The organism is Paraburkholderia sp. J67 (genome assembly GCF_905220265.1).
GTDB lineage: Bacteria > Pseudomonadota > Gammaproteobacteria > Burkholderiales > Burkholderiaceae > Paraburkholderia.
The window spans coordinates 172,853-198,807 of the sequence record NZ_CAJMZK010000012.1 but is presented as its reverse complement, the minus strand read 5'-3'; the positions used below and the strand labels follow the sequence as shown (position 1 = coordinate 198,807).

Genomic DNA, 25,955 nt, shown 5'->3' with positions numbered 1-25,955 from the left:
CAGGCGACGCGCGGCGGCGCCGGTGGCGGGATTGAAGATGGCCTGGGTGCGGTCGCCGGTACCGCGCTCGGCCTTACCGCCAATGAAGTGGACTACATCTACGGTATCGGTATACGCCTGCATTTCATCTCCTCGCCAGATTGGTTGATGAAAGTCAGTGTAAGAAGACATTCGTCCTCTGCAAAGACTCCATCGTTGAATTGATTGTTTTCTATTGAAAACAATCAGAAGCCGATATCGTGAAATATTCAGTGAACACGGTGCTATCATCCCCACACATTCAGGACTGGCCGACTGGAACGGATTTCCTGTTTGAACAACCGGTGTGCATCTCTCTGGATGCCTATACTTTGGGTGAGTTTGATGATGGCGCGCATTAGTGAAGCTGACGCCGCGAGGCGCGTCGGGATGAACAGGACGGCTAGGCATCATCTCTGGAGTGGTCAAGGTTTCGATCGCACGCCATGCAGTTGTGTCGTGCGGTCATTACGTGTTGCCGGTATCGCAAGAAGTGCGCCACCGAGCGGCGAGATTTTCCTCATTCCGTAGAACATGACTGGATATTCTAGGAGTCCTATGCGAGTTCCCAAACTTGGAGTCGTCCAGCATTCCATAACGATTCCACTGGCGCTCGATGTTTGTGTTTTCGGCACCAGGGCGAACACGAGGCGGTGCTTGAGGCAATGCAATGGAGACTGGATCGCCAGCTTGACGCCATGACGATACGGCGCCGGACAGTCGAGCAAGTGTTGGGATAGAAGGGCTCAACCGACTTCCAGACCCGCGATTTGAGCCACGTCGCGGCCGAAATGAGTTTGCACGTGCTGACAGACAGCCTCAAGCGAGTCATCGGGATCCTCGGACTCAAAATGTGGGTCCGTTCCACTGCTGACCATAGCCGCCTCATTCAAGCCACTTCGCCAGCCTCCGTTTCAGCCATCCTCGCTCACAAACTTTGGCCCCTCCCATCCTTGCGTCAGGGGGCGCGTCATCCCGGACAGCGAACGCTTGCGCCTCCCGACGGTCCGCCCGTTGCGCCGTGTCCGCGGTATGCCCTTTCCACCCGAATTCCGCCGAACGTCAGTGCGGTCACCCGATGGGTGAAGTCGCCATTTGCAATAAATCCGCTTATCGAGTTCATCAGAGAACACCAATGTCGAATCATCGTCGCGGGCGGCGGCGGTGCCGGTCTCCTCAAGAACTGAACGCAATATTCGGTATACATCCTGTTTAACGATGCCGCATGAGTAGCGACATAACTTGCACCTTTCCGCTGTCGTTCTCCTTACATTTCAGCGCAGTCAAAGCTCGGATTCAGTGGCCAGCGAATCATCGTTTCCATACATCGGAAAATCCGACCTTTCCGCTCGACTATCCTAGGTACTAGATTGCAAATCCATGCTTAATGAATCGTTTTCGTTAAGCACGGGTAAACACCTATAAAGCAGATCAATCCCTTGTCACACAAGGCGGTCACGCCCTTCACGTCCGCCGTGATGCGTCACGTCGATTAAGTGCATATTGCATTTAACAATCGTCAAATTTACCGTACCGTCTTGCCTCACAGTTCGGAGTACATTATCTGCATCCGGTAGGTATATCGTCATGCCCAATGCTGGATACGATACGTCTCATCCTAGACGTCGATGTATCCACAGGAATACAAGGAGCGAAGAGGATGCCTTACGGTTTAGAGTTTGAAGAGGTGCGATTCGAGACAGACCACGAGGGGAAGCGGCTGAAGGCGACAATTCCCTATCCGATGTATTCGGCGCTCGTCGAATTCTGGATTGGCGTGCGTCGGGCTCACGCCGCGAAGCTCGAAAAACAGGTGAAGCCAGGACAAATCAAAGGCTCGATGCAGTCTGCTTTTATAGCATCAGACAATTCGCATTCCATTGGCGAAACGCCCGGGAAGTCTTTCATTTCCTCACCGCACTTCCCGAACGATCCGCAGTGGCAAAGCCTGCTCGCGCAGATGCCTGTCGCAGACGCGGCCGACACAAGTGAGCTGGGCGACTCGCACGAAAGGAACGGCCCGCGGGCACCCAGCAATACACAGCCTGGCGCCCTAGACGAACGCCCTACGAACACGGCGTCCAGCGCTAAGGGTGCGCTCTTCTATCGCGAGTTCATGGCGAAGCCACCAGGCGATGTCGCAAAAATGATCAAGGAAGGCGTCTACTTCCTGCGCGCGTGGCGCGAGTATCGCCAGCTCACGCTTGAGGATGCGGCTGAACTGTTCGGCCGCACGGCCGCGACAATCTACACGCACGAGTCCGGCCGCTGGCCACCATCCCAGGCGACGCTCGAGAAATTTGCTCACGCCTACGACGTCCCCATCCTCCAGCTCGTGCCGCTGCCCGGAAGTGATACCTCGCCATTCGCAGCGAAGAGCAACCGCGCCGCAGAAGCAAATTCGAAACACGAGGTCGAATCTCCCAGCTTGCCGGCGCCGAATGCCACCAGAAAGTCGACATCGGAAACCAAATGCGGCACCGGTACAACCTCGAAATTCTGGAAAGAGCCGGTTTCCCCAGCCGATACCGCATACCCCGATGCAGTCCTCGCTCATCTGAAGGCAGGCAAATCGCCTGTACTTGCATGGCGCCTTTATCGCGGCCTGTCGCTGTCGGCGCTCGCCGAGCAGTACGGCGGCCAGGTTTCCAACCTGAAAGCAATGGAGGCTGCAATCTATCTGCGGCCACCAACGATTGCAAAGCTGTGTCCGATCTTCCATTGCAAGCCTGCGCAGCTCCTCCGCCCTGTCGGCCTGAACGACGAAGCTTCAGTCGCGCTCGTGGTCGAGCAGCCGCCCTCCGCCACGCCGTTAGCTGCCTCAACAGTCGTTGAAGATTCAACGATACCGCTCTCGCCGATGGAAGCTGCATTCGTGCGGGCAGGATCTGCCGACCCACATACCCGAGATCGGTCGCGTGTGACATCGACCGAGCGGCTCGCACGGATGCAGCGCGAGCTATCCCGCCTATAGGGCATTCCCCAGGCGATCCGTAAGTATGTGATGCGGTGGATTTTTACGGATGCTATGCCCCAGATTACCGATGCAATCTAGCTAATGGGTGTACACGGTCATGATCAAATTTGATACAACTACGGCGCGGGGCTGCTATGGTGCAGACTCGTCTATAACCCGAGGTTTCCATGGCCCAGAAGAAAAGTGTCGAAAGTTCAGATTTGAACGCGCCGCCGCTCGACATCGACGAGGACGATGCGCACCGCGTCAAGATCAGCATTACCGTGCCCCCGCAGATGCTCGAGCGTATGGACAAATATCGCAAGCGCCGGGGCGGTCTGACGCGCTCGACCCTCTTCGCCATGGCTACCGACTGGTTCATGGACGAGCACCCGATCAAGAACGGCTGACCGCCGGGCAATCCGCTCAACCGCAGCAAACTTTCAATGATGGGTTCGCGGCTTCGCCGTGGGCCGGCGCTCGCCCTTTGTCGCGTGTCGATAAGGGAGACGCATGATGTGCACGAGAAAAAGAAAGAAACCTGTCCCTGCCGAAAAATTCGATATTCATTTGCCTCCTGGACTTGCCGCGCGCGTCCAGCGCTTCGCTGACGAGCGCGGCGTCGATCCGCAAGCAGTCCTTGTCGAAAGCTTGCGACTCTATATTGAGGCGCCTGCGGGTTCATCCGTCGATTTGAATGCGATCGAGGCCAGCCTGCGAAAGTATCGGCACTGATGGCGGCGAGCATGAGCAAACCGACATTCAAGGAACTGAAAGCCCAGCTCGACGCGCTCAATCAGCGCATCGAAACGCAGCGCGCACGCGAACTCGCCGAAGCGATCGTGACCTGCAAAGAGATCATCGAGCTGTTTGGGCTCACGGCGTTCGACCTCGGTCTGATCCGCACACAACAGATCCCGGCACGACGCGCGGCTCCTCCAACATTTCGTGCGCATGTTCCGGCCTCGCCCTCACCAGCCAGATTTCGCAATCCGGCAACCGGCGAAACATGGAGCGGCCGGGGTCGCGCTCCGGACTGGATCGCCGTCGCTGAGGATCGCGACGACTACCTGATCGCGTAACACTTCGCACAACCAAGGAGAACATCATGAGCAACTTCGTTCGTCCGGAAGTCACTACCGATCTGCGCGGCACCATGAACGGTGTCGGCGACATGCTTGGCTCGGTGTTCGAAGGTCGTGGTTTCGCGTTGCTCGTGTTCGACTTCGGCCCCGACCGCATGATGAATTACATATCGAATGCGAAACGCGCGGACATGCTGACCGCCATGCGCGAATTCATCGCGTCACATGAAGGCCGCGTGCATGAAGCGCCGAAGGACCTGCAGTGACTTCGCCGTTCGGGCGCAGCGCCGATGCCATTGCGCAAGACCGCGCAGTGATCCGAGCGTGCGAACGTTCGGCATCCATGATTGCCCGGTTCTGCCCTGTCGATGCCGTGGAGCGCTATGTTGCGGCCTGCACGCGCGCGGAGTGCATGGTGCGAATGAGCGAAATGTTCGTCAACTTCATCAGTGCATTCGCGGCGCCGTCGATTGTGCTGGGGTTTTGCACGGCAATCGGCGCGATCCCGGCTTCAATGTTCATTGTGTTATGGGCATGGTTCGGGTTTGACCAGTGCATGACACATATCGTCGCGGTACACGCTACGCTCGTGAGTATTGCGTGCAAGGAGCTGGCCGATACGGCGAGCGTCGAAGTCGAATTCATCCCATCACGCGAGGGTGACTTAACGTGAAACTCGCCTACCCGACGCGATGCCTCCTGCGAGCTGATGGAACTACGCTCGATCTAGGCTCGCCGAAATCGCACGATGAGATCCGTACGCTCATCGGTTGCGATTGTGAGCTCACCGATTCGGTGATGCTTTCTGACCGTGTGCACGTCATGATCATCGACGATCACGGCCAGCAAAAAGAGTTGCCGGTGAATGTGGCGGCAACGAATCTGTATTTATCACGCTGCGCGCCGGGCACGCGCTGGGTGATCCGGGGGAATGCAGTGATTGTTCCTGATGCAGATTTCGCGCCGCCCGCGCTCAAACGCTTCTATGAGGAATTTGACGATGGCAACCAGCACCGCACGTCTTGAACGTGCACTCGAAAGTGCAATGCAGATTGTGACGGATCTCACGCGCCTGATCGCCGAAGCGCGCGATGCAGACAAGCCAGCCACAACGAAACCGACGTCGGAAGTAGCAATCGAAGTGCCGCAAAAGCGCGCGCGTTTGACGGGATCGACCGCACTGGAAATTGGTGCGCTCGTGGTCGAAGGCAAGCTGAAAAACCTGCCGAAAGATCGTGGTGGCATTCTCAAGCGCGCGACGACGGAAGGATGGCCTTTTGAGTTGCGCAGTGGGCGCGGCGGCCAGACCAAGGTATTCAGGATTCCAGCTAAATACGTTGTTTGATCGGGCAAGGAGAACAGCGTGACGAAAGAGCCAGATGATCGGGCCAAGGAAAAAATCGAAGCGCGGATCCTCGTCGCGAAGATGACGATGCGCATGATCGAGGTGGCGAAGGATCGGGGCGAACTGGAAGGCAGACGTGATGCCTACCGTGACGTCAATACGATGCTAGGCAGCGCGCTTGCGAGTGCTGAGGACGAACTTGCGCGCGCGCCGACGAGTGATCTGGTGATGGGCGAAATCATGGCGCTGAAGCGTGTGGCCGCGCACTTCGAGGCAGCGCCCGTATTCTACGAGCATCGGCTCGATGAACAGCGTGCCACCGAAACCGCGCTGATCGACCACACGCTCGCCCATTTACGCGAACTGGTTGCTGCCAATCTCGCGTCTGCGGACACCGAACAGGATTCAGCGACGTGAGTTTATTGCGACGGCGCTCTCCCCGATCCGCCGCCGTGTGTTTGAGGCCCGCTCCGTGCGGGCCTTTTTTTGCCCCGCAACTGACGATCGAACCTGCGATCCCTGGTCGCGACTTCTGTGCTGCGAATTGAGCGAACATGGTTCTGACGGCAGAAAGACCTGCCGAACGAACGAAGCGAGGTACGCATGAAAGAGTACGAAATTACCGTCTTTGTCCCGGGCGGCTCCGACTATTTCCGCACAGTCTGGATGGCTGACCGCGAAAAGGCCGAAGGCATCGCCAGCGAGCTAGGTGAGCTTTATGGAACAGAGGCGATCGAGCTGGTCGAGCGCACCCTCACCCGCACCGGCTACACCTACGAAACGTTGATCAAGGCAGAGGTCTGGCATGAGTAACGACGCGACGATAAATGACGACCTTGAACCGCGTGCAGAACTCCAGGCTTTCGAGCTCTGGACACGCGCCGGGACGTTTTTTATGACGGCCTGGTTTGAGAGCGAAGCCGATGCGCAACTGATGGCCGACACGCTGGACATGATGCTCGAACCGGGACCGGTCGGCATTGTACGCCCCGAATGAATTACCCCCATAAAGAGGACTAAACCATGAACACAAACACGATTGAATGGATCGCCGACGAATCCGGCTTCATTTTTGAGCCGACACGCGCCAAGCGAGAAACCGAAGCCCGCGAGCTGCTGGGAGAATATGTCGAAGCAATCAGCGCCGGGCTTGAAGAACAGCGCGAAGCACAACGCGAGCGCATCGTGCGCCTGCTAATTTCCCGGCAACGTTTCGAGACAGGTGCACAGGAAGAAGCGAGCGCGGCGCACCAGTATGGGTTCCTCGACAAGCTGACCGAGAGCGTCCGCGCTTATATCGGCCAACCCGCCGAAGGCGAGCGCACCGCCCTGATCAGGCAGTACCGCAGCTTTGTGCGACGTCTTGTGCTGCCGCATCACTACAGCGGTGTCGCGCGGCAGCGCTCCATATCAACGGTCGTCACCGAGTAACGGGCCAATACGGTCCTTCTCGCGTTGCAGGCGACGGCGTATGCGTCCTATCGCCATGCACGCCTCTTCCATCGAGCGCGGCTCCTTGTGCAGATAGAAGTGGACTTCGGACGTTAGCGCCAGAAGCTCATAGATGGCATGTCGCCCGCACTGCACCTCGAGCGCGAGGCGCCGCGTGGTCTCATCCCGGTTCTCTTTCCACATACGCCGCAGCTCCGCGTAGCTTGGCGTAAAGAACGGCGGCAGGCCGTACCGGCTGATCTCCTCCCGCCTGCGCCGCTCCTTTGTCCAATCGACATCTGCCGCTGGCGCATCCATGATCGGATCGGCGCCGCGATTGCGGTCGCGCTTTGTATGCTCGATCGCGTAAGAGCGCGGATCGGTGTAATAGAACCAGTCCGAGCGCGCCTCAGATTCCGTCATCCACGCCGGCGTCTGGTCAAAGCGGTTCGCTTTGTCGTCCCAGAACGCCCACTTGTACTCCCAGACCGACTCCATCCCCTTTCCCCCACGCAACTGTATATTTATACAGTATCAGAAAACTTGTTGCGCTGTAAGATAACTTCATCCACCGCGGCGCAAAGCATCTGGGGGCTCTGGTGACTATGAAAATTGTCAGCTAACGTTTGATTCGCAGACTTAGAGAAAAAATGGATCCAAAAAATCTTGTCCGGGGAGCGCTTGCCTACAATCGCATGAGCAGTCGACCAGACGCATCGAGCGATCTTTGGCAAAGGGATTTTTATGTTCATCAGCAGCTGAACAAGGCTCTCGTACTGGCCCGCAGGGCTTACAACCCACGTCAGTTCTTCGAGTTCAAACGATGGCTTGATCGTTTGTTGGCGCTTCAAGCACCTCACTTTCGCAAGTTGGGAACGGGACTGACGTCACTCGGAGTTGTGCCGAAAGAGATCGAGGCGCAACGCCTTGAAGTAGAGCTTCAGCTCGCTGTAGAGCAACTCACGAATAACAAATCTCGCCTTGAGGATTTTGTGCGTGACGCAGCGAAGATCTATACTGCAATAAGCACTAGGGACTTCGCCGAAGCTTCGAAAGCGTTAGCTGTTACGGTCAAACGGGAAGGCTACTCGTATTGGTCGATAGAAACCGAGTTGGCATTGACACAATTGCAAAGTGGCGTGGAGCCACTTAAGGCACGAATTGCAGAACTAGCGGTAGAAGCGCCTGCATGGAATCGGTTCTTCTTCTACATGTTTGGGCTGCGTAACGAGCCTGCTCAAGCGTCGAGCAGATTCAAAGCAATTGTACGAAAAAAACTCGACGACTCATCAATGTCCGAGAGTCTAAAGCCATATGCACGCTTCAGACTCTTCGGCCTTCTCGAGCTAGAGGAGATCCATCTCGCATCGATTCTGAGCTGCGAAGGAATGTCGACTCTGATCGACCTGCTTTTTACGATAGCTAGAGTTGTGCGTCTTATCGCCGACAACAGCCACGCTTTCGCTGATGCAACGTCGGAGGCGGCGCGCTTGGCTTGGGCTGAGGTCTCTCCTCTACTCGAATTGATTGCGGCTGGCAAGGACGATTTCAGCTCCCCTCGCGAATCGTTGCTCGAAACAGGCGCTAGCCAGTTGCTGGAAAATGCGAAAGCTTCCATTGAAAAAGCACTCGAAGCGACCAGTGACAAAAAACGGGACCATCTTCAAGAGTTGACCATCGACGGGGTCGCATCGCTTTTGTCCACTCGCTCCGACGGACAGAAAGCCGAGGAGCTGATAAAAGCCAGCTTGAACCTCAGTTGGCTTCCCGATTTTGTCATGGCTGGGGATATCGCGGATGTTCCAGCGCTCCCGCGTCTCGTCGCGGCGGAGGACACCAGTGGTGAACTACCGATATTCTCAATAAAGAGTGCGCTTCGCGAAGTAGTCTGTGGCGACCATAGCGAGACTCTGAAGCAGGTGTTCGCCGCGCTCTCGGCCCTCCGCCTTGGAGATCCTACACCAGTGAAGAATGCGCTAGCCGTGCAGGCACAATCTCAAAGCTTCTGTCCTTCTGCACTCGACCTTTTCAGCGTACGGCTTGCCCAGCAGCAACTAGAGAACGGCGATCTAGATGAATTCCTACAAACTTGCGCACGTGCTGGGATGGAGAACGACCGACTGATTAATCTCCTTCCCTTGGGAGATATCTTTCAAGGCGTCAAATGGAGTCGATTGAAACCGCTGAGCAAATCTCTGAATCTTTCGATTTGCCTAAATCTCTATCTCCGATCTGTTGACGACAGAAAGATTAGAACCTACAAGCGATATGCCGTGGAGGAGCTTGCCAAGACGCTGAACCTTCACACGGTTACTTCTATTCCTACGACGTTAGTCCGAGCCGGGGAAGCCGTCGGTGACGTCGAATACTTCGGTTACAACGTGTGCGACATCGCCACCTTAGAGTTGCTCCCAGGAATGGGAGACTCACGCCGAGTGCTACGTACCAGAAGCGACCTCCTCCGCGAACTAGCGAAACTGCACTCAACGATGGAGCTTAATTATCGACTCGAGGCTAACGAAATTGACCAAGGATTGCAGGTTAATGACGGTCTAACAGTCCTTGAGGACAGCAAAGTCTACGTCGACGAGCAGGCGATCCTCAATCACGTAAACCTCGAACTTGAAGCTGACTTTCAACGCTACAAGAAGCTCGTTGAGAGCGGTGTTGGAGTATCTGAGTCTATCGAGGATCTGCTCGAAAGCTTCAATTCGCCAACCGCGAAGACGTTTAGAATACCCAAGAATGATGCAGACGATCTTCTAGCAGAATTGGTAGGTTCTATTCTTCAACGATTTCTTTTCGATCCTGCATCGGGACTCGATATTATTATCGGCCGACGCATTCGTCATGGCACGATCGCCGGGGAACTCCGCGGCGCCCTCGAGGGAGCCGAACTTATCGGTCAGCGCTCAAGGCCTGGCGCTGCCTACGACCCGTCATCGTTCGTTGAAAAAAGTTTGCAAAGACTAGACGGAAAGAGAAGAAAAATCGGAATTGCCGCATTTTCGCGATTCTCTGAGTCCATCGATCAGCTCGTGTCGCTGCTTCGAGATGAGTACTTCCACGTCAGTTCCAAGAGCAAAACGAAAGGAATATTTTATGTCAATGTGACTCCAGTCATGTTGGCATTAGCGCGATCGTTGGCTCAGACATGTACCTCGATACAAGAGTTCTCAAAGGAATGTGTTCAAATCTTCTGGTATCTCCTTTCCGTGCGGCTGGATGCCCTACGTCCGAAGATAGAAGGTGAGACCAAGAAGACACTTCAATCGATCTTCGCAAAGCTAGCCGAGGAAGTGCGCGCACTGGGACTGGATAATTCGCTATCCATACGAGTCCAACAGGCATCCGAGGAATTGCAGCATCGCGCATCCACGATTGCGACGTGGATCCGCGTACCCAAGTCGTCTACGGAATCTGCGCAATACCCGATGTCTCAGGTAGTCGATGTCGCAGCAGCGGTAGTCTGCGGTCAAAGGCCTGGTTTCCGACCAAAAGTTACTTCCGATGTTCCTCCTAACTATGAGCTAAACGCTCATGGATTTTCGTTAGTTGCTGATGCACTGTATATTGCAATCGATAACGTTGGACAGCACTCTGGAAAGAAAGTAGACAATCAAATAAAAATTCAAATTCAGGCAAAACCTGATGATGGACTGCTTTCATTCGATATAGTGAGCGAAGTATCCCCATCCGCTAGAACAGCCGAAAAAGAAGCCCGATTATCAAAAATTCGTGGTGAGATTCAGAAAAAACGATATGCAGAGAATGCGCGGCGCGACCGGAACTCCGGTCTATCAAAGCTCGCGGCCGTCGTTATGCAATCTGAAAAAACCAGTTCGAGCCTAGTTTTTGGCTTCGAGGGCGACAATCTATTCAGCTTGAAGTTCGACCTCGTTCTCATCACGATCCGGGAAAGCTCCAATTCGAAGACAGACAATCTGAGCACTTTGCCTTCGCTCGAACTCACTGGAGAAAGTTGATCATGAGTTTGACAATACTCATAGTAGAGGATAGTGAAGCAAAACTCAGCAGCATACAAGCGCTCCTTGAACGTGAGATTCCCGGCGTCAGCATTCGTACGGCATGCTCAGTACGATCGGCGATTGACGATCTCGTAAATTTCACGCCGGATGTAATTATTGCTGACATGTCACTTCCAACGTTCGATATTGAGGTTGGCGAACGCGGCGGGACGCCCCGACCTTTTGGAGGCATTGAGGTATTCGAGACACTAGAGCGGAACGAAGTGGTGATACCCGTAATCGTAGTTACTTCCTATCCGCTCATTACGGACGGACACGAAAGCCTAGGTCTCAAAGACCTTTCGAAACGCTTGGCCTCAGATTTCCCCGAGACATTCGAGGGAACAGTCTATTTTGATTCAGCATATTCGGACTGGGAGACTGAGATAACACAACTTATAAATAAAGTAAGGACGAAATTTCATGGCGCTTAACGTACTGCTTCTTGAGGATGATCCAGCCAAGAAAACAAGGTTGCTCACACTCTTGCGCAAACGAAAAGACCTATTCGACCAAGTGGATACCGCTATCTGCACGTCAGAAGCCCGACGGCGCATGGCAGATCGTTCCTATGATCTATTTATCGTCGATATAGTCGTACCGGAAGAGCTTGGAGAAGAAAAAAGCGAGAAACATAGCATAGCCCTTCTCGAAGAGCTGGATGACGAACATGGAGACTTAAATCGTCCTCTTTTCGTCTTGCCGATGAGCGCATCGGGTGAGCTCACAAACGAAGCCCATGCATTCTTTGTCGGTCGACCGTGGGGAATTCTCCCATACACTGAGACGACCGACGAATGTCTGTCTACGGTGGAACGAGTGGCGCAGTTCGTTCTTAAAGAAAAAGCGCACAATGCCGACATCGGAGATGTTGACGTTTTTTTGATCACAGCTCTAGACGAGCCGGAGTTCTCGGCCGTAGAAAGCGTCGACTTTAAGTGGGAACCGCTTGAGCCTCTAGACCGATCGCAATTAATACGATATGGGAAAATTTCTTCTGGTGGTGAACAGTTTCGAATAGCAGCTGCCTTTTGTTCAAGAATGGGGCCTGTTGCCGCCTCGATCCTGACAACGAAGGCATTACTCATGCTCCGGCCAAAACTTATCGTCATGGCTGGAATCTGCGCCGGAATTCCTGGGAAAGCAGATATCGGAGATGTCGTTGCCACCGACATATCGTGGGACTGGCAAAGCGGCAAATATATTGATAAGCACGGTACGGAGGCCTTTCAGATCGCGCCGCACCAAATTGGTATCGACGACGTCTGCCAGAACGCACTGATCAAACTCAAGCGAGACCAAGAGTTCTGGGCATCGCTTGCGCCGCTCACTGCAGGTGTCAAGCGAACTAACGCACCAAAACTCGTTATTGGACCAATGGCGACAGGATCGTCAGTGCTCGCTGACGCGCGAGTCGCAGACCGCATCAAGCAGAATCAACATAAGAACGTGGTCGGCCTAGACATGGAGACTTACGCCGTCTATGCGGCCGCCCGCGCCAGCGATAGTGAAACAAAGGTCGTTTCTTTGAAGGCCGTTTGCGACAAAGGAGATAAGAAGAAAAACGATGAATATCAACCCTATGCTGCACAGGTTTCAGCCCGGACTGTAGCTAGGTTTTTGGAGCAAAACCTAGCGGTTCTAATCCGCAAACGATGAGAAAATTGGAGCCGATTACTTTAACCAATGGCTAAGGAGAACGGCTCCTCCAAATATGGCCCCACCACAACCGAAAGTGACATAAACAAGGTTGAAACAATTCGAATAACTAAGATCGCCAGACACGAACTTCATCAGCCCAGTCCGTCGCTGACGGAGGGCATCATCCCGAGCGAACATGTCAAGCGGATGCGGAGCACCATTCACAACAGGTAACGCGTGAAAATGGTCGAGAAATTTCAGCGCTCCCTCTGCATTTTTTATAAGAGTCCGAATCCGACAATCGAGTTTCCAGAACACATAACTCATCAATGTAATAACTGCACCAATTGCCTCGAGGCCGATTCTTCCAAAATCCTCCTTTGCAAGAACGATTGCCCCACCTACAAGGGCGGTGATCAATGTTACGTAGAACTGGAACGTCTGCATTCTTTGCCCCGCATGCAATGCAAAGTATGACCATGCTTGAGCACGAAAGGTCTTTTCTTGTTCTTCTGTGAGATCCGAGAAATCCGGCATGGAAAATCCAACGTGAATATATTACTAAAGAGCGCTCTAATCATCCGAGGCGCCACTCGACACGTGTTGCTCTGTCTCAAGCAATCGATTATATAGGAGAGCAAGTCTGCCCGAGTTGTGTCTTTCGACACGCGGTAGGCGTCATGCATTCTCAAACCAAGCCACGCGTATAAGTCGTGCGGCCATCGCCGAAATGCGCAGTCAACACCTCGCGCTTGCCGTGGTCGAGATCCTTTGCGGGGATGGCGTAGTGCACCCAGGTCCCCTCGTAGATGAGTTGATCGAACGGAATCGACGAAGCGCGCGAGATCACGTTGCAGATCTGGAGCGGCGTGCCACTCGCCGGGCTGATGAAATCAGCGGCGAGACCGAGCGCGTGCGCGCTGTTTGCCACGCCGCCGACGGCCTTGTTGAGCGCCGCGGATCGGAATGCGGACGAGATCAGGATTGGCTTGCCGCCAAGCAAAGCGCGCACGTTCTCGAGCGCTGCTGCGAGACGCCGCAGGTTTGCGAGTTCGGTTGCGTCAGGCGTATTCGCCAGCCCGAGACGGGAGGCCGTTTGCGACGCGGTGAATTCTTCCAATGAAAAATGCGCAGATAGCATTTCCATGATCACACCTTCGGGGGAGTGGGGATTGTGGGAGTCGGCGTGCGGCTCGCGATGGACTGATCGACGAACCAGAATGTGATCGCACCGGAGAAGATCGCGATATCGTCGGGCGTCCACATCACGCCCGCCACATCGTCGAGCGTGGCGTGCTGCGTGACCGCGGCCCAGACGGTCAGCACCTTGTAGAGCGTGTAGAGCGCGAGCAACCAGAGCGTGACGAGTGGGCGCACGAGCAGGTTCGCGCCGTCCACGAAAGGGATGCCGGAGAGCTTTGCCTGCGCCTGCTGTGCAATCACCGCCGCCTTGCTTTGCGCGATGGCGGCGACTGCCTGTGCCTGGGCCTCGGTGAACTGCGAGCGCGTCTGCGCGATATCGAGCTGGTTTTGCAGTTCGGCCTTGCGCTTTTCGAGCTCGATCTTTGCGAGTTCAAGCTCATTCGATGGATCGTTCCGATGCTTCCACGCTTCGATCAGCTCGGGCAGGATGCGCGCTGCCGCGCCACCCAGCCCTCCCAGCAAAGCCATGATGGTCGCGAGCATATTGCCTCCCTGCTAGTCACCTGACGTGTCGGGTCGTTCAGGCCAGACCACGTTGAATGGAAACCCCTCCTGCTGCGTCACGTCGCGCAGCGCCTGCCGGTAGGTACGCCACGCATCAACGTTCTTCGTGAGCGTGGCGGGCGCATCGGGCGGCGACGTTGTGCGATGGTCGGTGTTGCTCAGCGCCTCGTTACGCAGGCCGCGAATATAGGCAGCGCGCAGCGCCGCCTCATTCGCCCGGAAACGGGCATGAACCTCGTCATCGGTTGGCTGTGCATGGGCTTTGGATTTCCACGCAAGAATGAATGGATCGCCTTTCTGCGCACCGGTCTCTTCGTCAATCATGTGTGCCACGACAAAGTCCACGCCATGGACAAGTCCCGGATACATATCCTTGACCGTGAGTGCCATCAGATCGTGCGTGTATCCTGCAATGTCGATCTCCATCGCCACTCCTAGCTGTTCCGCAGGTACACGCCCCGCGGCCAGATGCGATTGATATCCGAGGACGTCGTGACGCGCAGGCCGATCATGACCCAGGGATTGCCGAAGTCCGAGGCTGGATTCCCCGTTTCGACATTGGCGATTTCTGCGAGGCCCGAGTTGTAGTTGCAGTTCGCGCCATTCGGCGCACGATTATTCGCGTTGTTGTTGGCGTTGTTGATGTGATCCCATACCCAGCCACGCCCGCCCGAGTGGATGTTTCCATCACTCGCGAAATAAGTCGGTTGCCCTCCATTGCTCAGGAACAGCAGGTAGTCGGCGTTGACATCGTATTGAATACGCCAGCGATAATCCTGGTCCCGGGCGCGCGCAAAATCGACGTAGCCGCCCCCATCCCAGCGCGCGAGCTTGACATAGCCTTGCCCGACTCGCGCGCTGTAGCCGTTGTAGTCGCTATCCCAGAACTCGACTTCGTTTCGTATGCGCCCGTTGAATCGCAGTGAGCCGTCATCCTCAATTCTCATGACGATGGAGTTGTACGCGTTATTGACGAACTCAATGCCGGTTGCGTTGGTGTCTGGCCCGCGGATGTACATCGCGGTACCGTCACCGTAGCGCTTGATCGCGATCTCGCCGCGCCCGGCCTCACCATCGGTTCCCATCGTCAGGCGGCCAGTCATCGTGTCGCCTGCCTTCGCGACCTTCGTGTTAGCAAGTTCGTTTGCGGCCGATACCTGCTGTTTCACGTCACCGAGAAAATCATCGAGCGGCCCGATGGTGATCCAGCCATCGTTGGCATTCGTGCGGCGCCTGAGCGTGTTGCTCGTCGTGTCGCCCCACATCATGCCGGGATAGGTTTCGGTCGGCTCCGTGGGGCCGGCGTTGTCGCCGATCAGTGCGAGGATGATCGCGTTGATCTGCGTGCGCATCTCCAGCCCGGACGGATGCGCGGGGACCTGATAGCTGTCGACCTGTGTCATCGCTATTTCCTCGGTGAGTGATCGACCGCCGCGCGTTGCGCGGTGAGTTGCGGCACGGCGCGCATCATCTGCGCGTAACCGACGCCGCTCAATGCCTCGTGTTCGTATCCATAGCCGCGTGCAATCCAGTCGCAGGTTTTCGCGATGGGATTGCCGGCGGCGTCGTGGAAATCAATATGAAACCCGTGTGCGCCCTGATCCGAGATCGACCACATATCGCCGCTCGACAGTCCTTGCGCGATGATGTTGATGGCGGGCGTCTCCTTGAACGGCACAATGAATTCGATATCGACGCCGCCCAGCTCCACTGGCACGTTGTTCATCGACTCGATGCGGTCAGGCACGTCGACGGACACCGACAGCTCATAGATGCCAATGCCCCAGGTGTTGTCCGGCACATGGATCGTCATGGCGAAGCGCGCGGCGCGGAATGTGAGGTCGGCGACTACGAGCCGTGTCCAGGGCGACCAGTCATCATCGTTCGCCGTTGCCGGATCGACGTTCGTCATCTGCACGAGCACCTGACCACCGCCTTCATCGACCTTTTCGCCGTCCACATCGAGCCGCGCATCCCAGTCTGGCCAGCGATCAACCGAATCAAAGAGCCCGTACACGGCGCCTTCGATCGTGGACTGACAGCGCACCGTATAAACCTTGCCCATGTCGATTGCCGGCTCGGGCGCGAAGTAATACGCGGCCTCTGTGGCCACCGCAAAACCATCCTCATCCTGCGAGACGTACAGAACACCGGTGCGCACGTCCATGTTGATCTTCAGACCCTCGAAGTCAGGATGCTGGAGCAGATGCGCGACCACGTTGTAATCGCGAAGCGGCCCGGTCGTGCTGATGATGTAGGCGGCGTTATCCGAGAAGCGCCCAGAGGAATTGACGAACTTCGCGAGATAGGCGCCCTTCATGAGCGGCGAGAATCCATTCGACTGGGCGCCCGCGAATCGCATGATCTCGCTGCATTCTTCCCACGTCACAAGCGTGGTCATGCGCGACGAGTACCGCACGATGACCTGACCGCCGACAATCACGTCGAGATTTTCCGCGGGGCGCCAGCGCAGGTTGGCCGCATCGTTGTACACGTCGAGCTGGAACTCCTGCACGTCCTCCGGCGGCCTGTTCAGCGCAACGATCTCGACGGTGATTGATGCAACCGGCGAACGATAACCCAGCGAGTTGATCGCCCAGACATTGAAATGCCAGGTTCCCTCTCGCGTCGGCTGGATGTCGATGCTCGACATGAAGCTTTCGGTGTAGAGGGGCGAATCCTGCTCGTAGGTGTACGAGATATCAAAGCGCACGGCACCGATCGGCGCGAGCCATGAGAACGTCGCGCGCGCGCCCACGACCACGGGCGAAATCTGGTAAAGGCTTTCCGTGACGCGCAGCTCGGTGCAGGCAGCGATCGAGAACGGATCGAGGACGCCGGTCTGGATCGGTTCGAGTTTCAGGCCGTATTCGATCGCGTCGAACTTGTCCTTGCGATAGGCGACGCCCTGGATCTCATAGTGCCCTTCTTCGTCCTCAACCACGCCCAGACACCGCCACTGCTCATTCTCCGCGTTTGACGCCGAAATCGACCAGATGCACAGGCGGTTCGGCGCCATACGCAGCGCCCCGGTCAGAAACACCGTGTCACTCGTCGTGCCGGGATTCGTGATGCCGACACGCTGGAGCGAGCCGTCAGGGAGCATCACGCCCACCGTGTAGGTCACACCCGGTGAAAACGTGAAGGGCTCATCCAGCTGCAGCCAGTTCGGTGTCCCGTCGAGCACGCGCCCGCCAGTGCGATAGCCGGCACGAATCGGATCTGCGGTCGTGAAGATATCGCCGGGCCGCGTGAAGGCGGCGTTGATGCCCGTCCTGAAGTTGACCGTCTCGGAGAGCATCTGCTCGGTGAGCAACATCCAGCGGCCGATACGATGCGCCTGGCCACGCGACGTGCAGCCGATCGCCTGCACCTGCGTTTCGCGCACGCCGAACAGATCAATCGAGTCGCGATCTTCGACATACTCGATTTCCTGCTCGTAGCGGTTCTTCGGGTTGTTCCATGTCACGAGCGCAACGGTGTGGCGCTGGTTGAGCGGCGTGCCGACATAGTTGAACTTGCCATCGATCACGTTCGCCGGTGTGTACGCCATCACCGGATCGGCCGGCATGTCGGCGGCAATTGTGAGTTGCCCGCCCGACCAAAACAGCAGCCCGTTGAAGATCGCTGCGATGTTCTGCATCAGCGTGATCGCATCTTCACGCGTCTGGATGTACACGTTGCAGGTATAGCGCGGCTCATAGGCGCCGAACCCATCGGGCACGAGGCCATCGCAATACTGCGCGATCGTGTACAGCGTCCACTTGTCGACCATCTCCGGCGTGACGTAGTCGCCCAACCCAAAGCGCGCCGTCGTGGCAAGGTCATACAGCACCCACGCAGGATTGTCGGACCATGAAATCTTGAAGGTGCCGTCCCAGACGCCCACGTACGCCCGCGTGTCGGGGTCGTAGTTCACCGGTACCGCGATGCGCCGCATACGCACGTCGAACGCAAGCTTTGGGATCTGCTTGAACGTGCTGGCATCGACCTGTACACCCACGACCGCGGAATACGGGTACATGAGATTCGAGTCGATGACCTCCGTGTAGGTCTCCCACTGGAAGGTATCGACGAGGTACACCGTGGATGAATCTGGCGTGAGCCGGCGCACGCGGATATCGTAGGTGCCGCCCGTGGCGCCAAAGCGCGCGAGGTTGATCAGGTACGAGCGCTGGTAACGGCTCGTCGTCTTGCCCGTCACCGTATCGACGATCAGTTCCTGAAACCCGCCGTTATCACGCTGGATATCGATCGCGAGCTGGACGCTCGTGCCGGTCACGTCTCCCGTTGACACATCGGTTGACGAAAGCGACGGAAAGCCCAGGGTGACGCGGATCGCGTTGATATTCGGGTTCGTGACGCTGCGCACGACCGGGCCGCCTTGCGTCACCGTCACGCCGACGGTGGTTTCCGCCTCGGTTGCCGAGAAGCCCGAAATCGGTGCCTGATACGCGGCGCCGTTGCGCCACTCGATGACCGCGCCGACGAAATTCCAGGTACCGTCGGCATTCTGGAGCGGCGTGTCGTCGACGTAGATGCCTTGAGCATCACCGACGATGCCATCGATCTCGCCTTCGCAGACCAGGTTGATGACGCGAGCATACTGCGTTGAGCGCAGGGAGTCGGCTTCCTCCTGCGGCGAGCGCGAGGTCGAGCCACCGCCGCCTTTGCCGCCGCTCCCACCCGCACCCGTGATCGCTGCAGCAGTCGTAACCAACGAACGGCGCACCGGCACGAGATCGCGCGAACCCATGTCAGTTCACCACGATCTCGTTGTTCGTCGAAAAGCCCACGCTGATCACCGACGAACCGACGATCATGCGGCCATAGCCCAGCGGCACCGGCCCACCCTGGCCCAGCGTGTTCACGGCACCGTCGAACGCGAGCGACGGCTCGTTATCCGCCTGCTCGGGCGTCGCGGTCGCAGCCGGCCGCGGCGAGAGCAGTTCTGCCAGGCCCGAGAGCGCGATGCTCGCGCCGATAGCCATGATCGCGGTACTGGCGAACGGCGCAAAGAAGCCCACGACCGCGATGGCGATGCCCGCGAGGATCTTGCCGATCGCACCCGCGCCCTGCACCAACGGCACAACCTTCAGCACGCCGCGCGACTGCGGATAGTGCCAGTCATCGAGGTCGTAGTCCTGGTGATCACCGCGCACACGGAACGCGCGCGTGGCGTGGTCGCGGAAATACGCGCGCAGGCCGGGCAACTGCGTCATGAGCGCGTGCAGGGCTTCGCGCGGCGAGCGCACATCCAGACTCCACTCGACACCGAAGCGGCGGCGCAATTCGCCGTAGAACCGGATGGTCAGCATCAGGAGCCCTCCTGCTGAATCAAGGTGCGGTGGCGGAGAATCGCGGTCGCGCGGCGCTGGTAGTGCTCCTGCAGCGCTTCCCGGCGCGATAGCTGGTCGATGAGGTGATGCAGGATCACGCCGTTGCCCACGTGCACGGCCATGTGGTTGTCCCGGCGCGCGCCCATGCGCATCAGCACCAGGTCGTGCGGCTGAAGCAGCGCGAGCGCCGCGGCGGTGAGCATCCCGCGGTGGATCTCGACGAAACCTTCGCGGCCAAAGTTCTCGCGGTAGAGATCGGGGCCATCAGCGCACTCCCACCAGCCGAAACGCCGCGGGTAATCGTTGAGTGCGATGCCGAGTTCCTGCGCGTAGTAGTCGCGCACGAGGCCATAGCAGTCGTGCACGCCGTGGACGAACGCGCGGCCGACGAGCGGCGCAGTGAACGGCTGTGGCTCAGTGACGGTGTAAGAGCCGACCGGCGTGTTGACGATGATCCACGGCAGGCCGTGCTTCGCGATGCCGGCGCGGTCAGCATCGGTCGGCTGCGGCGACCGATAGACGTGCGAATGCGCATAGGCGACGATCTCGCCGCTGTCCTCGGCACGCGCGGCGTCGGCGGGATCCATCACGAACTGGTCAACGTCGTGCGCGAGGTTGCGGCACGGCTCATAGCGCAAGGCCCCATCGGCGGCGCGCACGATTACGCCGCAGCACTCGCGCGGCGCTTCTGCGTCCGCGTGCAACTGGATCATCGGCAGGACCGTGGTGAGGTCGACTGGCACGTTCATGGCGCCCCTTCAACGGTACGCCGACGCGCCGGGGAAGGCGCCGAACGGCAGCCAGCCCGCCGAGCCGAAACGCAGCTTGCAGGATTCGAGACGTTTGCCGCACACGTCCGCGCTCGCGTCGCCTGTGGGGTTGTCGTTGGCATCGGCCACCGGCCCGCCTGCGTAGCCGCACCCGTCGCCGCGATAGCGCCACGGGCATGAATTGCGGATCACCTGACGACGGGGCAGTTGCACGCCCTCCACGTCGAACGCGACGGCCAGCTCCAGCTCGACGAACTCGCCGTCCTCCCGGGTTTTCTGGTTAACGAAATAGATGTCGTCGGGAAAGTATTCGTTGGGGTCGGCAGTCGGATTGCCGGCGGGGAAATTCACTGCGTCGAGATAGCGCGCAAGCGTGCGCTTACGGATCACACGCGCGCCGACCATGTCGGAATACAGACGGCACATCGCGCTGATGACGCCCGTCACATTCGAGACGGAGAGTTGCGGGCGCGGGAGCGTGCCCGAGCCTTTCCATTCAAAGCCCGTCGCCTTCACGGGATAGCGCTGGTACATCTGCGCCTGCCACGTGAGGTCGGTATCGAGCCGGTTGGTGCCGGCGTGGAAATAGACGACCGGCGCGTTAAAGCGCGAGAGATCCAGCACGTAAAGCTCAATCACCGCACCCGGCGAGAGTTCCTGAGCCGCGCCCCGGATATTCATGCGTGCACCTCCTGGAAGGTGGCACGCACGTCGATCAGACGCGAGCCGTCGGCCAGCATTTCGCCGTAGGACCACGACCACTCGGGGCAGATGACGTTGAGGGTTCTGCCTGTGCGCGGCGGCGACCAGTTGAAAACATCCACGCCGTTGCGCTCAGTGAGGAAATCGAGCACCTCGTCCGCGACCGGTTGCAACCGGTTGTAGAGGTTGATATCCCACACCTGATCCTGCGTGTTGATGCCGTCCGCGCGGCGCTGGGCGTAGCCGTCGCCAAACTGCGCGACCACAACGCGTGGCTCGACGCTCGCCTCCGCGGTGGAAACGCACCAATAAAAAATCGCGCCCGAGGCGCGATTGTTTGACTGTGCGATGCGCTCCCGCCACACCACGGCGGGCACGTCCCTCATGGAATGGCTCATGATCAGGTTCCCGCGAGCAGGCCGCCGGTGCGCTTCTCGGTGGCGATCACCTGACGGGCGATCATTGCCATGCGCTTCGCAAGCTCAATTGCATTGGCTGTATCGCCCGTGCCATCGACTTCGCCCGAGGCGGTGTTGACGGTGATATAGACGTTCATTGGCCGGTCGCTGCTCCCGTCGCCGCTGTCGCGCACGACCTGACCTGCCACGTTCGGCCGGAAATATTCAGCGGCGAGCGGCGTTTCGTTGACGCGATAGAGACGACCGGGCAGCACGGGGCCGCCGGCCATGCGCTGGCCGCTATAGCCAAGCGTTGAGGTCGCGGTAGCACTCGCCGCGCTGAAGCCGAGCAGCCCCGACCAGCCGCCCCCGCCGATGCCCTTGAACAGCGGTTCGATGAAGTTCTTGTAGACCAGCATCTTGGCGATATCGCGCAGGATCGACGCCGTCATCTCGCCGAAGGACTTGGACGAGTTATCCGCGCCCGAGATGAAATCGACGAACGAATCGGTGGCGGACTTGCCAAAGCCGAGCATGGCGTCCTTGAGCGACTCGAGTTGCTGCTTGTACGGGTCGGCACGATCCAGCGTTTCCTGCAGCTTCTGCGTGTAGTACGCCTGCGCCTGCGCAAGCTGCTGGGTCGAAAGAAAGCCGGCGTCGGTGGCTTCGACAAGCTGCTCCATCGTGCGCGCGTACTCGCGCGTCGGATCAAGCGCATCGAGCGTCGTATCCGCCAGGGAGCGCAGGCTCTCGATCCGGTCAATATGCGCCTGGTCGGCAAGCCGTTCCGTCTCCGCGCGCCGCGCTTCGGCCGCGGCCAGCTCCTCGTTGGCGGTCTTGACCTCGATTAACTGCTCCTTGTACTGGAGCAGCGCCACCTGCTGTTCATTGGTGAAGCTGAGGAATTTCGGATCGGTCAGCAGGTCGAGCAGTTCGTTGCCGTTGTTCTGCGCGCGGCGCAACTCTTCCTGCAGGGACTGGAGATAGCGCTGATATTCATCGACACCGGTCTTGGCGGCCTTCGCGCTCTTCGCGGTTTTCTCTGCGGCGTCGTTGAAGTTGAGTGTGCCCTTAGCTGCGCCGCCCGCCGCGCTTTCGACGCGCGACAGCCCGTCGATCAGTTCGTTATAGCGACTTCGCGCGTTGGCCTTCATCTTCTCGATACCGGCGTCAAGCTCCGCGAGGCTCTCTTTAGGCTTGCTGACGATATCGGACGCGTACTGTGAGAAATCCTTGAAATTCAGGGTGCCGAGCGCCTTCGCCGCACGTGCCCAGTCCTTGAACACCTCGATCTGGATCCTGAGCCGGCCTGTCAGACTCATGATGTCGGCGGCCGTGAGAATGGCCTGCTCGGCAATGAACGCGAACACCGAGCTCAGTCCCTTGCCTTCGCGGATGCCGTTCAGGAACTCACCGACGAGCGCTTCAAGCGCTGGCAGCAGCGCGATGGCGAGCTGGTTACGCACGCCCTGGCCGATTGTCTGGATGCGCGTCATCTGATCGTTGAAATCCGACATCGCCTGCGTGACGTTGCCCGAGATCACGACACCAAAATCCTCGGCCTCCTTCGTCGCCTGCGCGATGCCGTCCGCGCCCTGATTCAAAAGCGGAATCAGCGTCTGCATGTTGCGACCGAAGAGCGCCGAAACGACGGCCCCCTTGTCGGCCCCGTTCTCGAATCCCGAAATCGCCTGCGCGATATCCTTGAACGCGTCGGCCGGGTCCTTCGATTTGAGATCCGTGACGTTCAGCCCGATCGCCCGGATCGCCTGCGCGGCCGTCGAGGCGGGGTTGGCTGCATCGATCAGCGCCTTGTTGAGATTGCGAAAGCTCGTGGTTAGCTCGTCAGACGAGACGTTATTGAGGCTCGCCGCGTACTGCAGACCCGAGAGCGCTTCGGATGTGGTGCCGATACGCTCGGCGAGCTTGCCGAGCGCATCGCCCTGGTCGATGGCGGACTGGATCGACGACGCGAAACTGCGCGCGAGGTTCGTGGCCATCGCCGCGCCGATCGTCAGGCCGATCGCACCCGCGGCTTTCTTCACGGAATTAAGCGACGACGTGATCACGTCGTTCGCCTTCTTCATGTCCGCGCGCAGGTGCGCCACGTCCGCCGCGAGTTCGAATATCAGCGAGCCAGCGGATGCCATCGCTACACTCCCCACGCGGCGATTTCATCCTCGACGGTCAGCAGCTCAGCGTCGTCACCCGGCGCGTCGCCCCAACCGAACAGGAGGTTCTGCCACATATAGAACTCGGCGGTATCCATGCGCGCTTCGACCTCACCGGCCGTCATGTGCAGATGCGAGGCCACTGCAAAAACGGCGCGCGTTACCGGCTCGGTCAGGCTTTTTTTGCATCGCGAGGGCGATAACCACTCAGCAGCACCGCGGCATCCACGAGTGCATGAAGATCGGGCAGCGCGTGGGACGGTAGGCCGTGAATCGCAGACAGGGTGAAGCGCTCACCATTCGGGCCGTGCGCCATCTCGCACACGAGCTCATAGCCAAACTTCTCGGGGTCGTTCTGCTCAATCGACGCCGTGAGTTCACGCCAGCGGCGAACGTTGACGGCACGCAGGGTGACTTCGCCGAAGGAATCGGACCGGATGACCGACTCCTTCGGCTTCACCACGAAAATGGGTTCACGCGAAATGGGCTCACGCGGCGCGTTGCCCGCCGGGACTCGATCATTCACTTTTGCACCTCCGTGAACGTCAGGTCTGCCGTGGCGGTGATCGTGTCGTCACTGTCGAGCGTGGCTGTCACCGTGACCGTTTCGGCCGTGTCGTCGGTGACATTGCTCGCGAGGCCTTCGGTGCCCGTGTTGCCTGAGGCCACGCCAAACGTCGCCGATCCGGTCGTCGTGAGCGTGACGGCGGCATTGACGGCATCGTCCGCGGCGTTCTTTGCCGTCACCGTGATCCTGTCGGCCGTCACGCCATCGGCGGGCGCGTTGTCGGTGTCGACGGAGATCGACAGCGTGGCAGGCGTGCTGTCGGCAGGGGGTTCGCCAAACGTGACGTCGACAGTCGTCCCGATTTCGTCGTCCGAGTCCAGCGTCGCCGTAAGCGTCACCGTTTCGGCCACGGTGTTCCTGATCGTGACCGGCACACCTTCGCCGCCCGCATCGCCGCGAACCGGCGTCACGACTGCCGTTTCCGAACTGGCCGCAATCGTGATGGGGGCACTCTGCGCGGCGGCGCCCGAATGCGTCAGTGCCTTGAACGTGACGGAATTTTCGGAAACGCCATCGGCGACGGCATCATCGGCCACGACTGCCGACGTAATGCCCGTGATCGCATCGGTCACGACGACTTCGCTGGCGCTTACCGGGTCTTCGGCCACACCGTCAATCGTCGGCGTGAGCACCGGCGTGAACGAGCCGCCTTTCTCGTACTCGTGCGCAGCCGGCGACACCGTGACACGATCGGCGGGCGTGCCGTCGCCCCAATCGACATCAATGTAATCGGCGGGACCATTCGTCTCCGTATAGGCGAGCGACACCTCGAGCGGTGCGTCGCCAGTGCCCGGCGTCACGTTCGCCGTCACCGAATACACGAGGCGCTGCACGGTAACGATGTTCTGACATCTGAACGGCGCGGTCTCGGCGCCTTCGATCGTCGCGACGATCGTGGGCTGATACTGGCCCGCTTTCTCATAGGTGTGGCTGACCTGCTTCGAGCTGGTTTCGGTTAGCTCCGTGTCGTCTTTCCAGTCGATCACGAACTTCGAGGCCGTCCCGCCCGCTTCGTTGAGCGTCAGCAGCACCTCGAGCGGCACGTCGCCGATGGACGGCGTGGCGGTCGGGATCAGCACGTAGTTCGGCGTCACCTCACCGGGCGGCTGCGTGAGAATCGGCGCGCCTGCAATCTTGAGCGTGGCCGAGCCCTGCACCGCCTGATCGACGCCGCCGCTCTCGTTGATCGACTGTACGACCACGGGCAGCGTGCGCACCGCCTTATTGCGGTAGATGATCTCGAACCAGCGGACTTCCTTATCCTTGTCGGCAGCGAGCAGCGCGTGATAATCCGCGTCGGTCGGATCAATAAAGAAGTCGAAGGTCAGCGTGCCCGGATCGCTGAAGCCCGCAAGTGACGTCTTCTCGTCGTCGCACAGCGTGGTCGTGTCGATCTCGGCGGCGGTGTTCTCGTTGATCTGGTAAGAAACGACACACATATCCGCGTAGGCGTGGAGAATCCACGCCGCGCCCGCAGCGCTGAAATCGCCTGACTCAGCGGACGTGTCCGAATTCGCCAGTTCGGCAGATTTCGTGTTCACGTCGATGTTCTGGATCACCCACGATGCACCGTCAATCGACGCGAAGCCGGTGCCGATGAACAGGACCGCCGCGCCGCTGCGCAGCTTCGAGACATCATCGAACACGGCGACGGCTGGCTGGGACTTGGACAGACTCGTGAGAAGGCCATTCGCAGCCGCCGCCGCGGTCAGGTCCTCCAGATACATGCGCGTTTTCTGCGCACTGATGGCCTTCTTCATGGTCGATGCTCCTGCGCCGGTTGAAGGGAAAGCAAA

At 58.5% G+C, this 25,955-nt stretch carries 31 protein-coding genes and 1 pseudogene; 17 read left to right on the top strand and 15 right to left on the bottom strand.

Going from position 1 to position 25,955, the window contains the following annotated elements; genetic code table 11:
* The 14 genes and pseudogenes from U5782_RS22535 to U5782_RS22475 form a co-directional block, all read left to right on the top strand.
* The coding region (locus U5782_RS22535; protein ID WP_322046099.1) for a hypothetical protein at nt 1–204 on the top strand (204 nt) is incomplete at its 5' end.
* Between the two features lie 455 nt (nt 205–659).
* Nucleotides 660–884, top strand: a pseudogene (locus tag U5782_RS41665) (IS5/IS1182 family transposase); the annotation flags it as partial.
* 794 nt (nt 885–1,678) lie between these two features.
* The gene (locus tag U5782_RS22530) at nt 1,679–2,992 is read left to right on the top strand and encodes a helix-turn-helix transcriptional regulator (protein ID WP_322046098.1); all 1,314 of its coding nucleotides are present in this window, start codon (nt 1,679–1,681) and stop codon (nt 2,990–2,992) included.
* Nucleotides 2,993–3,162: 170 nt separating this feature from the next.
* Nucleotides 3,163–3,384 (top strand): ribbon-helix-helix domain-containing protein, encoded by a 222-nt coding sequence (locus U5782_RS22525; protein ID WP_322046097.1) that lies wholly within the window; start codon nt 3,163–3,165, stop codon nt 3,382–3,384.
* Nucleotides 3,385–3,487: 103 nt separating this feature from the next.
* The gene (locus U5782_RS22520; protein ID WP_322046096.1) at nt 3,488–3,709 is read left to right on the top strand and encodes a hypothetical protein; all 222 of its coding nucleotides are present in this window, start codon (nt 3,488–3,490) and stop codon (nt 3,707–3,709) included.
* 11 nt (nt 3,710–3,720) lie between these two features.
* Nucleotides 3,721–4,056: an H-NS histone family protein gene (locus tag U5782_RS22515; protein ID WP_322046095.1), complete on the top strand. Its 336-nt coding sequence runs from the start codon at nt 3,721–3,723 to the stop codon at nt 4,054–4,056.
* A gap of 26 nt (nt 4,057–4,082) precedes the next feature.
* Nucleotides 4,083–4,325, top strand: a complete 243-nt coding sequence (locus U5782_RS22510; protein ID WP_322046094.1) for a hypothetical protein — start codon at nt 4,083–4,085, stop codon at nt 4,323–4,325.
* Nucleotides 4,322–4,732: a hypothetical protein gene (locus U5782_RS22505; RefSeq protein ID WP_322046093.1), complete on the top strand. Its 411-nt coding sequence runs from the start codon at nt 4,322–4,324 to the stop codon at nt 4,730–4,732. The genes U5782_RS22510 and U5782_RS22505 overlap by 4 nt, the downstream gene beginning before the upstream one ends.
* On the top strand, nt 4,729–5,085 hold the full coding sequence (locus U5782_RS22500; protein ID WP_322046092.1) for a hypothetical protein: 357 nt from the start codon (nt 4,729–4,731) through the stop codon (nt 5,083–5,085). Before U5782_RS22505 ends, U5782_RS22500 begins: the two co-directional genes overlap by 4 nt.
* Nucleotides 5,060–5,404 (top strand): hypothetical protein, encoded by a 345-nt coding sequence (locus U5782_RS22495; protein ID WP_322046091.1) that lies wholly within the window; start codon nt 5,060–5,062, stop codon nt 5,402–5,404. The genes U5782_RS22500 and U5782_RS22495 overlap by 26 nt, the downstream gene beginning before the upstream one ends.
* Nucleotides 5,405–5,422: 18 nt before the next feature.
* Nucleotides 5,423–5,821 carry a hypothetical protein gene (locus U5782_RS22490; RefSeq protein WP_322046090.1) on the top strand — a complete coding sequence of 133 codons (399 nt, stop codon included), beginning with the start codon at nt 5,423–5,425 and terminating at the stop codon, nt 5,819–5,821.
* Nucleotides 5,822–6,007: 186 nt separating this feature from the next.
* Nucleotides 6,008–6,217, top strand: coding sequence for a hypothetical protein (locus tag U5782_RS22485; RefSeq protein WP_322046089.1), 210 nt, complete (start codon nt 6,008–6,010; stop codon nt 6,215–6,217).
* Nucleotides 6,210–6,401, top strand: a complete 192-nt coding sequence (locus tag U5782_RS22480) for a hypothetical protein (RefSeq protein WP_322046088.1) — start codon at nt 6,210–6,212, stop codon at nt 6,399–6,401. The genes U5782_RS22485 and U5782_RS22480 overlap by 8 nt, the downstream gene beginning before the upstream one ends.
* A 26-nt stretch (nt 6,402–6,427) precedes the next feature.
* Nucleotides 6,428–6,835, top strand: coding sequence for a hypothetical protein (locus U5782_RS22475; RefSeq protein ID WP_322046087.1), 408 nt, complete (start codon nt 6,428–6,430; stop codon nt 6,833–6,835).
* On the opposite strand, the gene U5782_RS22470 is transcribed toward U5782_RS22475, so the two are convergent.
* Nucleotides 6,815–7,333 carry a hypothetical protein gene (locus U5782_RS22470; RefSeq protein WP_322046086.1) on the bottom strand — a complete coding sequence of 173 codons (519 nt, stop codon included), beginning with the start codon at nt 7,331–7,333 and terminating at the stop codon, nt 6,815–6,817. The two genes, U5782_RS22475 and U5782_RS22470, sit on opposite strands and share 21 nt — an antisense overlap.
* Before the next feature lie 152 nt (nt 7,334–7,485).
* Here U5782_RS22470 and U5782_RS22465 point away from each other — a divergent pair, with 152 nt between their 5' ends.
* The 3 genes from U5782_RS22465 to U5782_RS22455 are packed head-to-tail and all read left to right on the top strand — an operon-like array spanning nt 7,486 to nt 12,522.
* Nucleotides 7,486–10,821: a hypothetical protein gene (locus U5782_RS22465; RefSeq protein WP_322046085.1), complete on the top strand. Its 3,336-nt coding sequence runs from the start codon at nt 7,486–7,488 to the stop codon at nt 10,819–10,821.
* A 2-nt stretch (nt 10,822–10,823) separates the two neighbouring features.
* Nucleotides 10,824–11,297 carry a response regulator gene (locus U5782_RS22460; protein WP_322046084.1) on the top strand — a complete coding sequence of 158 codons (474 nt, stop codon included), beginning with the start codon at nt 10,824–10,826 and terminating at the stop codon, nt 11,295–11,297.
* Nucleotides 11,287–12,522: a hypothetical protein gene (locus U5782_RS22455; RefSeq protein WP_322046083.1), complete on the top strand. Its 1,236-nt coding sequence runs from the start codon at nt 11,287–11,289 to the stop codon at nt 12,520–12,522. The genes U5782_RS22460 and U5782_RS22455 overlap by 11 nt, the downstream gene beginning before the upstream one ends.
* Before the next feature lie 15 nt (nt 12,523–12,537).
* Here U5782_RS22455 and U5782_RS22450 read toward each other — a convergent pair whose 3' ends face one another.
* The 14 genes from U5782_RS22450 to U5782_RS22385 form a co-directional block, all read right to left on the bottom strand.
* On the bottom strand, nt 12,538–13,041 hold the full coding sequence (locus U5782_RS22450; protein WP_322046082.1) for a hypothetical protein: 504 nt from the start codon (nt 13,039–13,041) through the stop codon (nt 12,538–12,540).
* Between the two features lie 151 nt (nt 13,042–13,192).
* Nucleotides 13,193–13,651 carry a D-Ala-D-Ala carboxypeptidase family metallohydrolase gene (locus U5782_RS22445; RefSeq protein ID WP_322046081.1) on the bottom strand — a complete coding sequence of 153 codons (459 nt, stop codon included), beginning with the start codon at nt 13,649–13,651 and terminating at the stop codon, nt 13,193–13,195.
* Nucleotides 13,652–13,653: 2 nt separating this feature from the next.
* On the bottom strand, nt 13,654–14,175 hold the full coding sequence (locus U5782_RS22440) for a hypothetical protein (RefSeq protein ID WP_322046080.1): 522 nt from the start codon (nt 14,173–14,175) through the stop codon (nt 13,654–13,656).
* Between the two features lie 27 nt (nt 14,176–14,202).
* Nucleotides 14,203–14,637 carry a tail fiber assembly protein gene (locus U5782_RS22435; RefSeq protein ID WP_322046079.1) on the bottom strand — a complete coding sequence of 145 codons (435 nt, stop codon included), beginning with the start codon at nt 14,635–14,637 and terminating at the stop codon, nt 14,203–14,205.
* An 8-nt stretch (nt 14,638–14,645) separates the two neighbouring features.
* On the bottom strand, nt 14,646–15,563 hold the full coding sequence (locus U5782_RS22430; protein ID WP_322046078.1) for a hypothetical protein: 918 nt from the start codon (nt 15,561–15,563) through the stop codon (nt 14,646–14,648).
* A 53-nt stretch (nt 15,564–15,616) separates the two neighbouring features.
* Nucleotides 15,617–18,967, bottom strand: a complete 3,351-nt coding sequence (locus tag U5782_RS22425; RefSeq protein ID WP_322046077.1) for a host specificity protein J — start codon at nt 18,965–18,967, stop codon at nt 15,617–15,619.
* 1 nt (nt 18,968) lies between these two features.
* On the bottom strand, nt 18,969–19,529 hold the full coding sequence (locus U5782_RS22420; protein WP_322046076.1) for a tail assembly protein: 561 nt from the start codon (nt 19,527–19,529) through the stop codon (nt 18,969–18,971).
* Nucleotides 19,529–20,299, bottom strand: coding sequence for a C40 family peptidase (locus U5782_RS22415; RefSeq protein ID WP_322046075.1), 771 nt, complete (start codon nt 20,297–20,299; stop codon nt 19,529–19,531). The genes U5782_RS22420 and U5782_RS22415 overlap by 1 nt, the downstream gene beginning before the upstream one ends.
* 9 nt (nt 20,300–20,308) lie before the next feature.
* Nucleotides 20,309–21,001: a phage minor tail protein L gene (locus U5782_RS22410; RefSeq protein ID WP_322046074.1), complete on the bottom strand. Its 693-nt coding sequence runs from the start codon at nt 20,999–21,001 to the stop codon at nt 20,309–20,311.
* Nucleotides 20,998–21,420 carry a phage tail protein gene (locus U5782_RS22405; protein ID WP_322046073.1) on the bottom strand — a complete coding sequence of 141 codons (423 nt, stop codon included), beginning with the start codon at nt 21,418–21,420 and terminating at the stop codon, nt 20,998–21,000. The genes U5782_RS22410 and U5782_RS22405 overlap by 4 nt, the downstream gene beginning before the upstream one ends.
* A gap of 2 nt (nt 21,421–21,422) precedes the next feature.
* Entirely contained in the window at nt 21,423–23,570 is a 2,148-nt protein-coding gene (locus U5782_RS22400) for a hypothetical protein (RefSeq protein ID WP_322046072.1), read from the bottom strand.
* Between the two features lie 2 nt (nt 23,571–23,572).
* Nucleotides 23,573–23,716, bottom strand: a complete 144-nt coding sequence (locus U5782_RS22395) for a hypothetical protein (protein ID WP_322046071.1) — start codon at nt 23,714–23,716, stop codon at nt 23,573–23,575.
* A gap of 47 nt (nt 23,717–23,763) precedes the next feature.
* On the bottom strand, nt 23,764–24,054 hold the full coding sequence (locus U5782_RS22390) for a hypothetical protein (protein WP_322046070.1): 291 nt from the start codon (nt 24,052–24,054) through the stop codon (nt 23,764–23,766).
* 59 nt (nt 24,055–24,113) lie between these two features.
* On the bottom strand, nt 24,114–25,919 hold the full coding sequence (locus tag U5782_RS22385; RefSeq protein ID WP_322046069.1) for an Ig-like domain-containing protein: 1,806 nt from the start codon (nt 25,917–25,919) through the stop codon (nt 24,114–24,116).
* Between the last annotated feature and the right edge of the window lie 36 nt (nt 25,920–25,955).

Bases quoted from the DNA above. Each gene is read 5' to 3' on its own strand.
- U5782_RS22495 (WP_322046091.1), top strand. From the start codon at position 5,060: ATGGCAACCAGCACCGCACGTCTTGAACGTGCACTCGAAAGTGCAATG.
- U5782_RS22515 (WP_322046095.1), top strand. From the start codon at position 3,721: ATGAGCAAACCGACATTCAAGGAACTGAAAGCCCAGCTCGACGCGCTC.
- U5782_RS22410 (WP_322046074.1), bottom strand. From the start codon at position 21,001: ATGAATATCCGGGGCGCGGCTCAGGAACTCTCGCCGGGTGCGGTGATT.
- U5782_RS22395 (WP_322046071.1), bottom strand. From the start codon at position 23,716: ATGACGGCCGGTGAGGTCGAAGCGCGCATGGATACCGCCGAGTTCTAT.
- U5782_RS22425 (WP_322046077.1), bottom strand. From the start codon at position 18,967: ATGGGTTCGCGCGATCTCGTGCCGGTGCGCCGTTCGTTGGTTACGACT.
- U5782_RS22475 (WP_322046087.1), top strand. From the start codon at position 6,428: ATGAACACAAACACGATTGAATGGATCGCCGACGAATCCGGCTTCATT.
- U5782_RS22385 (WP_322046069.1), bottom strand. From the start codon at position 25,919: ATGAAGAAGGCCATCAGTGCGCAGAAAACGCGCATGTATCTGGAGGAC.
- U5782_RS22460 (WP_322046084.1), top strand. From the start codon at position 10,824: ATGAGTTTGACAATACTCATAGTAGAGGATAGTGAAGCAAAACTCAGC.
- U5782_RS22430 (WP_322046078.1), bottom strand. From the start codon at position 15,563: ATGCGCACGCAGATCAACGCGATCATCCTCGCACTGATCGGCGACAAC.
- U5782_RS22405 (WP_322046073.1), bottom strand. From the start codon at position 21,420: ATGAGCCATTCCATGAGGGACGTGCCCGCCGTGGTGTGGCGGGAGCGC.
- U5782_RS22465 (WP_322046085.1), top strand. From the start codon at position 7,486: ATGGATCCAAAAAATCTTGTCCGGGGAGCGCTTGCCTACAATCGCATG.
- U5782_RS22480 (WP_322046088.1), top strand. From the start codon at position 6,210: ATGAGTAACGACGCGACGATAAATGACGACCTTGAACCGCGTGCAGAA.
- U5782_RS22520 (WP_322046096.1), top strand. From the start codon at position 3,488: ATGATGTGCACGAGAAAAAGAAAGAAACCTGTCCCTGCCGAAAAATTC.
- U5782_RS22445 (WP_322046081.1), bottom strand. From the start codon at position 13,651: ATGGAAATGCTATCTGCGCATTTTTCATTGGAAGAATTCACCGCGTCG.
- U5782_RS22450 (WP_322046082.1), bottom strand. From the start codon at position 13,041: ATGCCGGATTTCTCGGATCTCACAGAAGAACAAGAAAAGACCTTTCGT.
- U5782_RS22400 (WP_322046072.1), bottom strand. From the start codon at position 23,570: ATGGCATCCGCTGGCTCGCTGATATTCGAACTCGCGGCGGACGTGGCG.
- U5782_RS22440 (WP_322046080.1), bottom strand. From the start codon at position 14,175: ATGGCTTTGCTGGGAGGGCTGGGTGGCGCGGCAGCGCGCATCCTGCCC.
- U5782_RS22510 (WP_322046094.1), top strand. From the start codon at position 4,083: ATGAGCAACTTCGTTCGTCCGGAAGTCACTACCGATCTGCGCGGCACC.
- U5782_RS22470 (WP_322046086.1), bottom strand. From the start codon at position 7,333: ATGGAGTCGGTCTGGGAGTACAAGTGGGCGTTCTGGGACGACAAAGCG.
- U5782_RS22525 (WP_322046097.1), top strand. From the start codon at position 3,163: ATGGCCCAGAAGAAAAGTGTCGAAAGTTCAGATTTGAACGCGCCGCCG.
- U5782_RS22415 (WP_322046075.1), bottom strand. From the start codon at position 20,299: ATGAACGTGCCAGTCGACCTCACCACGGTCCTGCCGATGATCCAGTTG.
- U5782_RS22485 (WP_322046089.1), top strand. From the start codon at position 6,008: ATGAAAGAGTACGAAATTACCGTCTTTGTCCCGGGCGGCTCCGACTAT.
- U5782_RS22420 (WP_322046076.1), bottom strand. From the start codon at position 19,529: ATGCTGACCATCCGGTTCTACGGCGAATTGCGCCGCCGCTTCGGTGTC.
- U5782_RS22530 (WP_322046098.1), top strand. From the start codon at position 1,679: ATGCCTTACGGTTTAGAGTTTGAAGAGGTGCGATTCGAGACAGACCAC.
- U5782_RS22435 (WP_322046079.1), bottom strand. From the start codon at position 14,637: ATGGAGATCGACATTGCAGGATACACGCACGATCTGATGGCACTCACG.
- U5782_RS22455 (WP_322046083.1), top strand. From the start codon at position 11,287: ATGGCGCTTAACGTACTGCTTCTTGAGGATGATCCAGCCAAGAAAACA.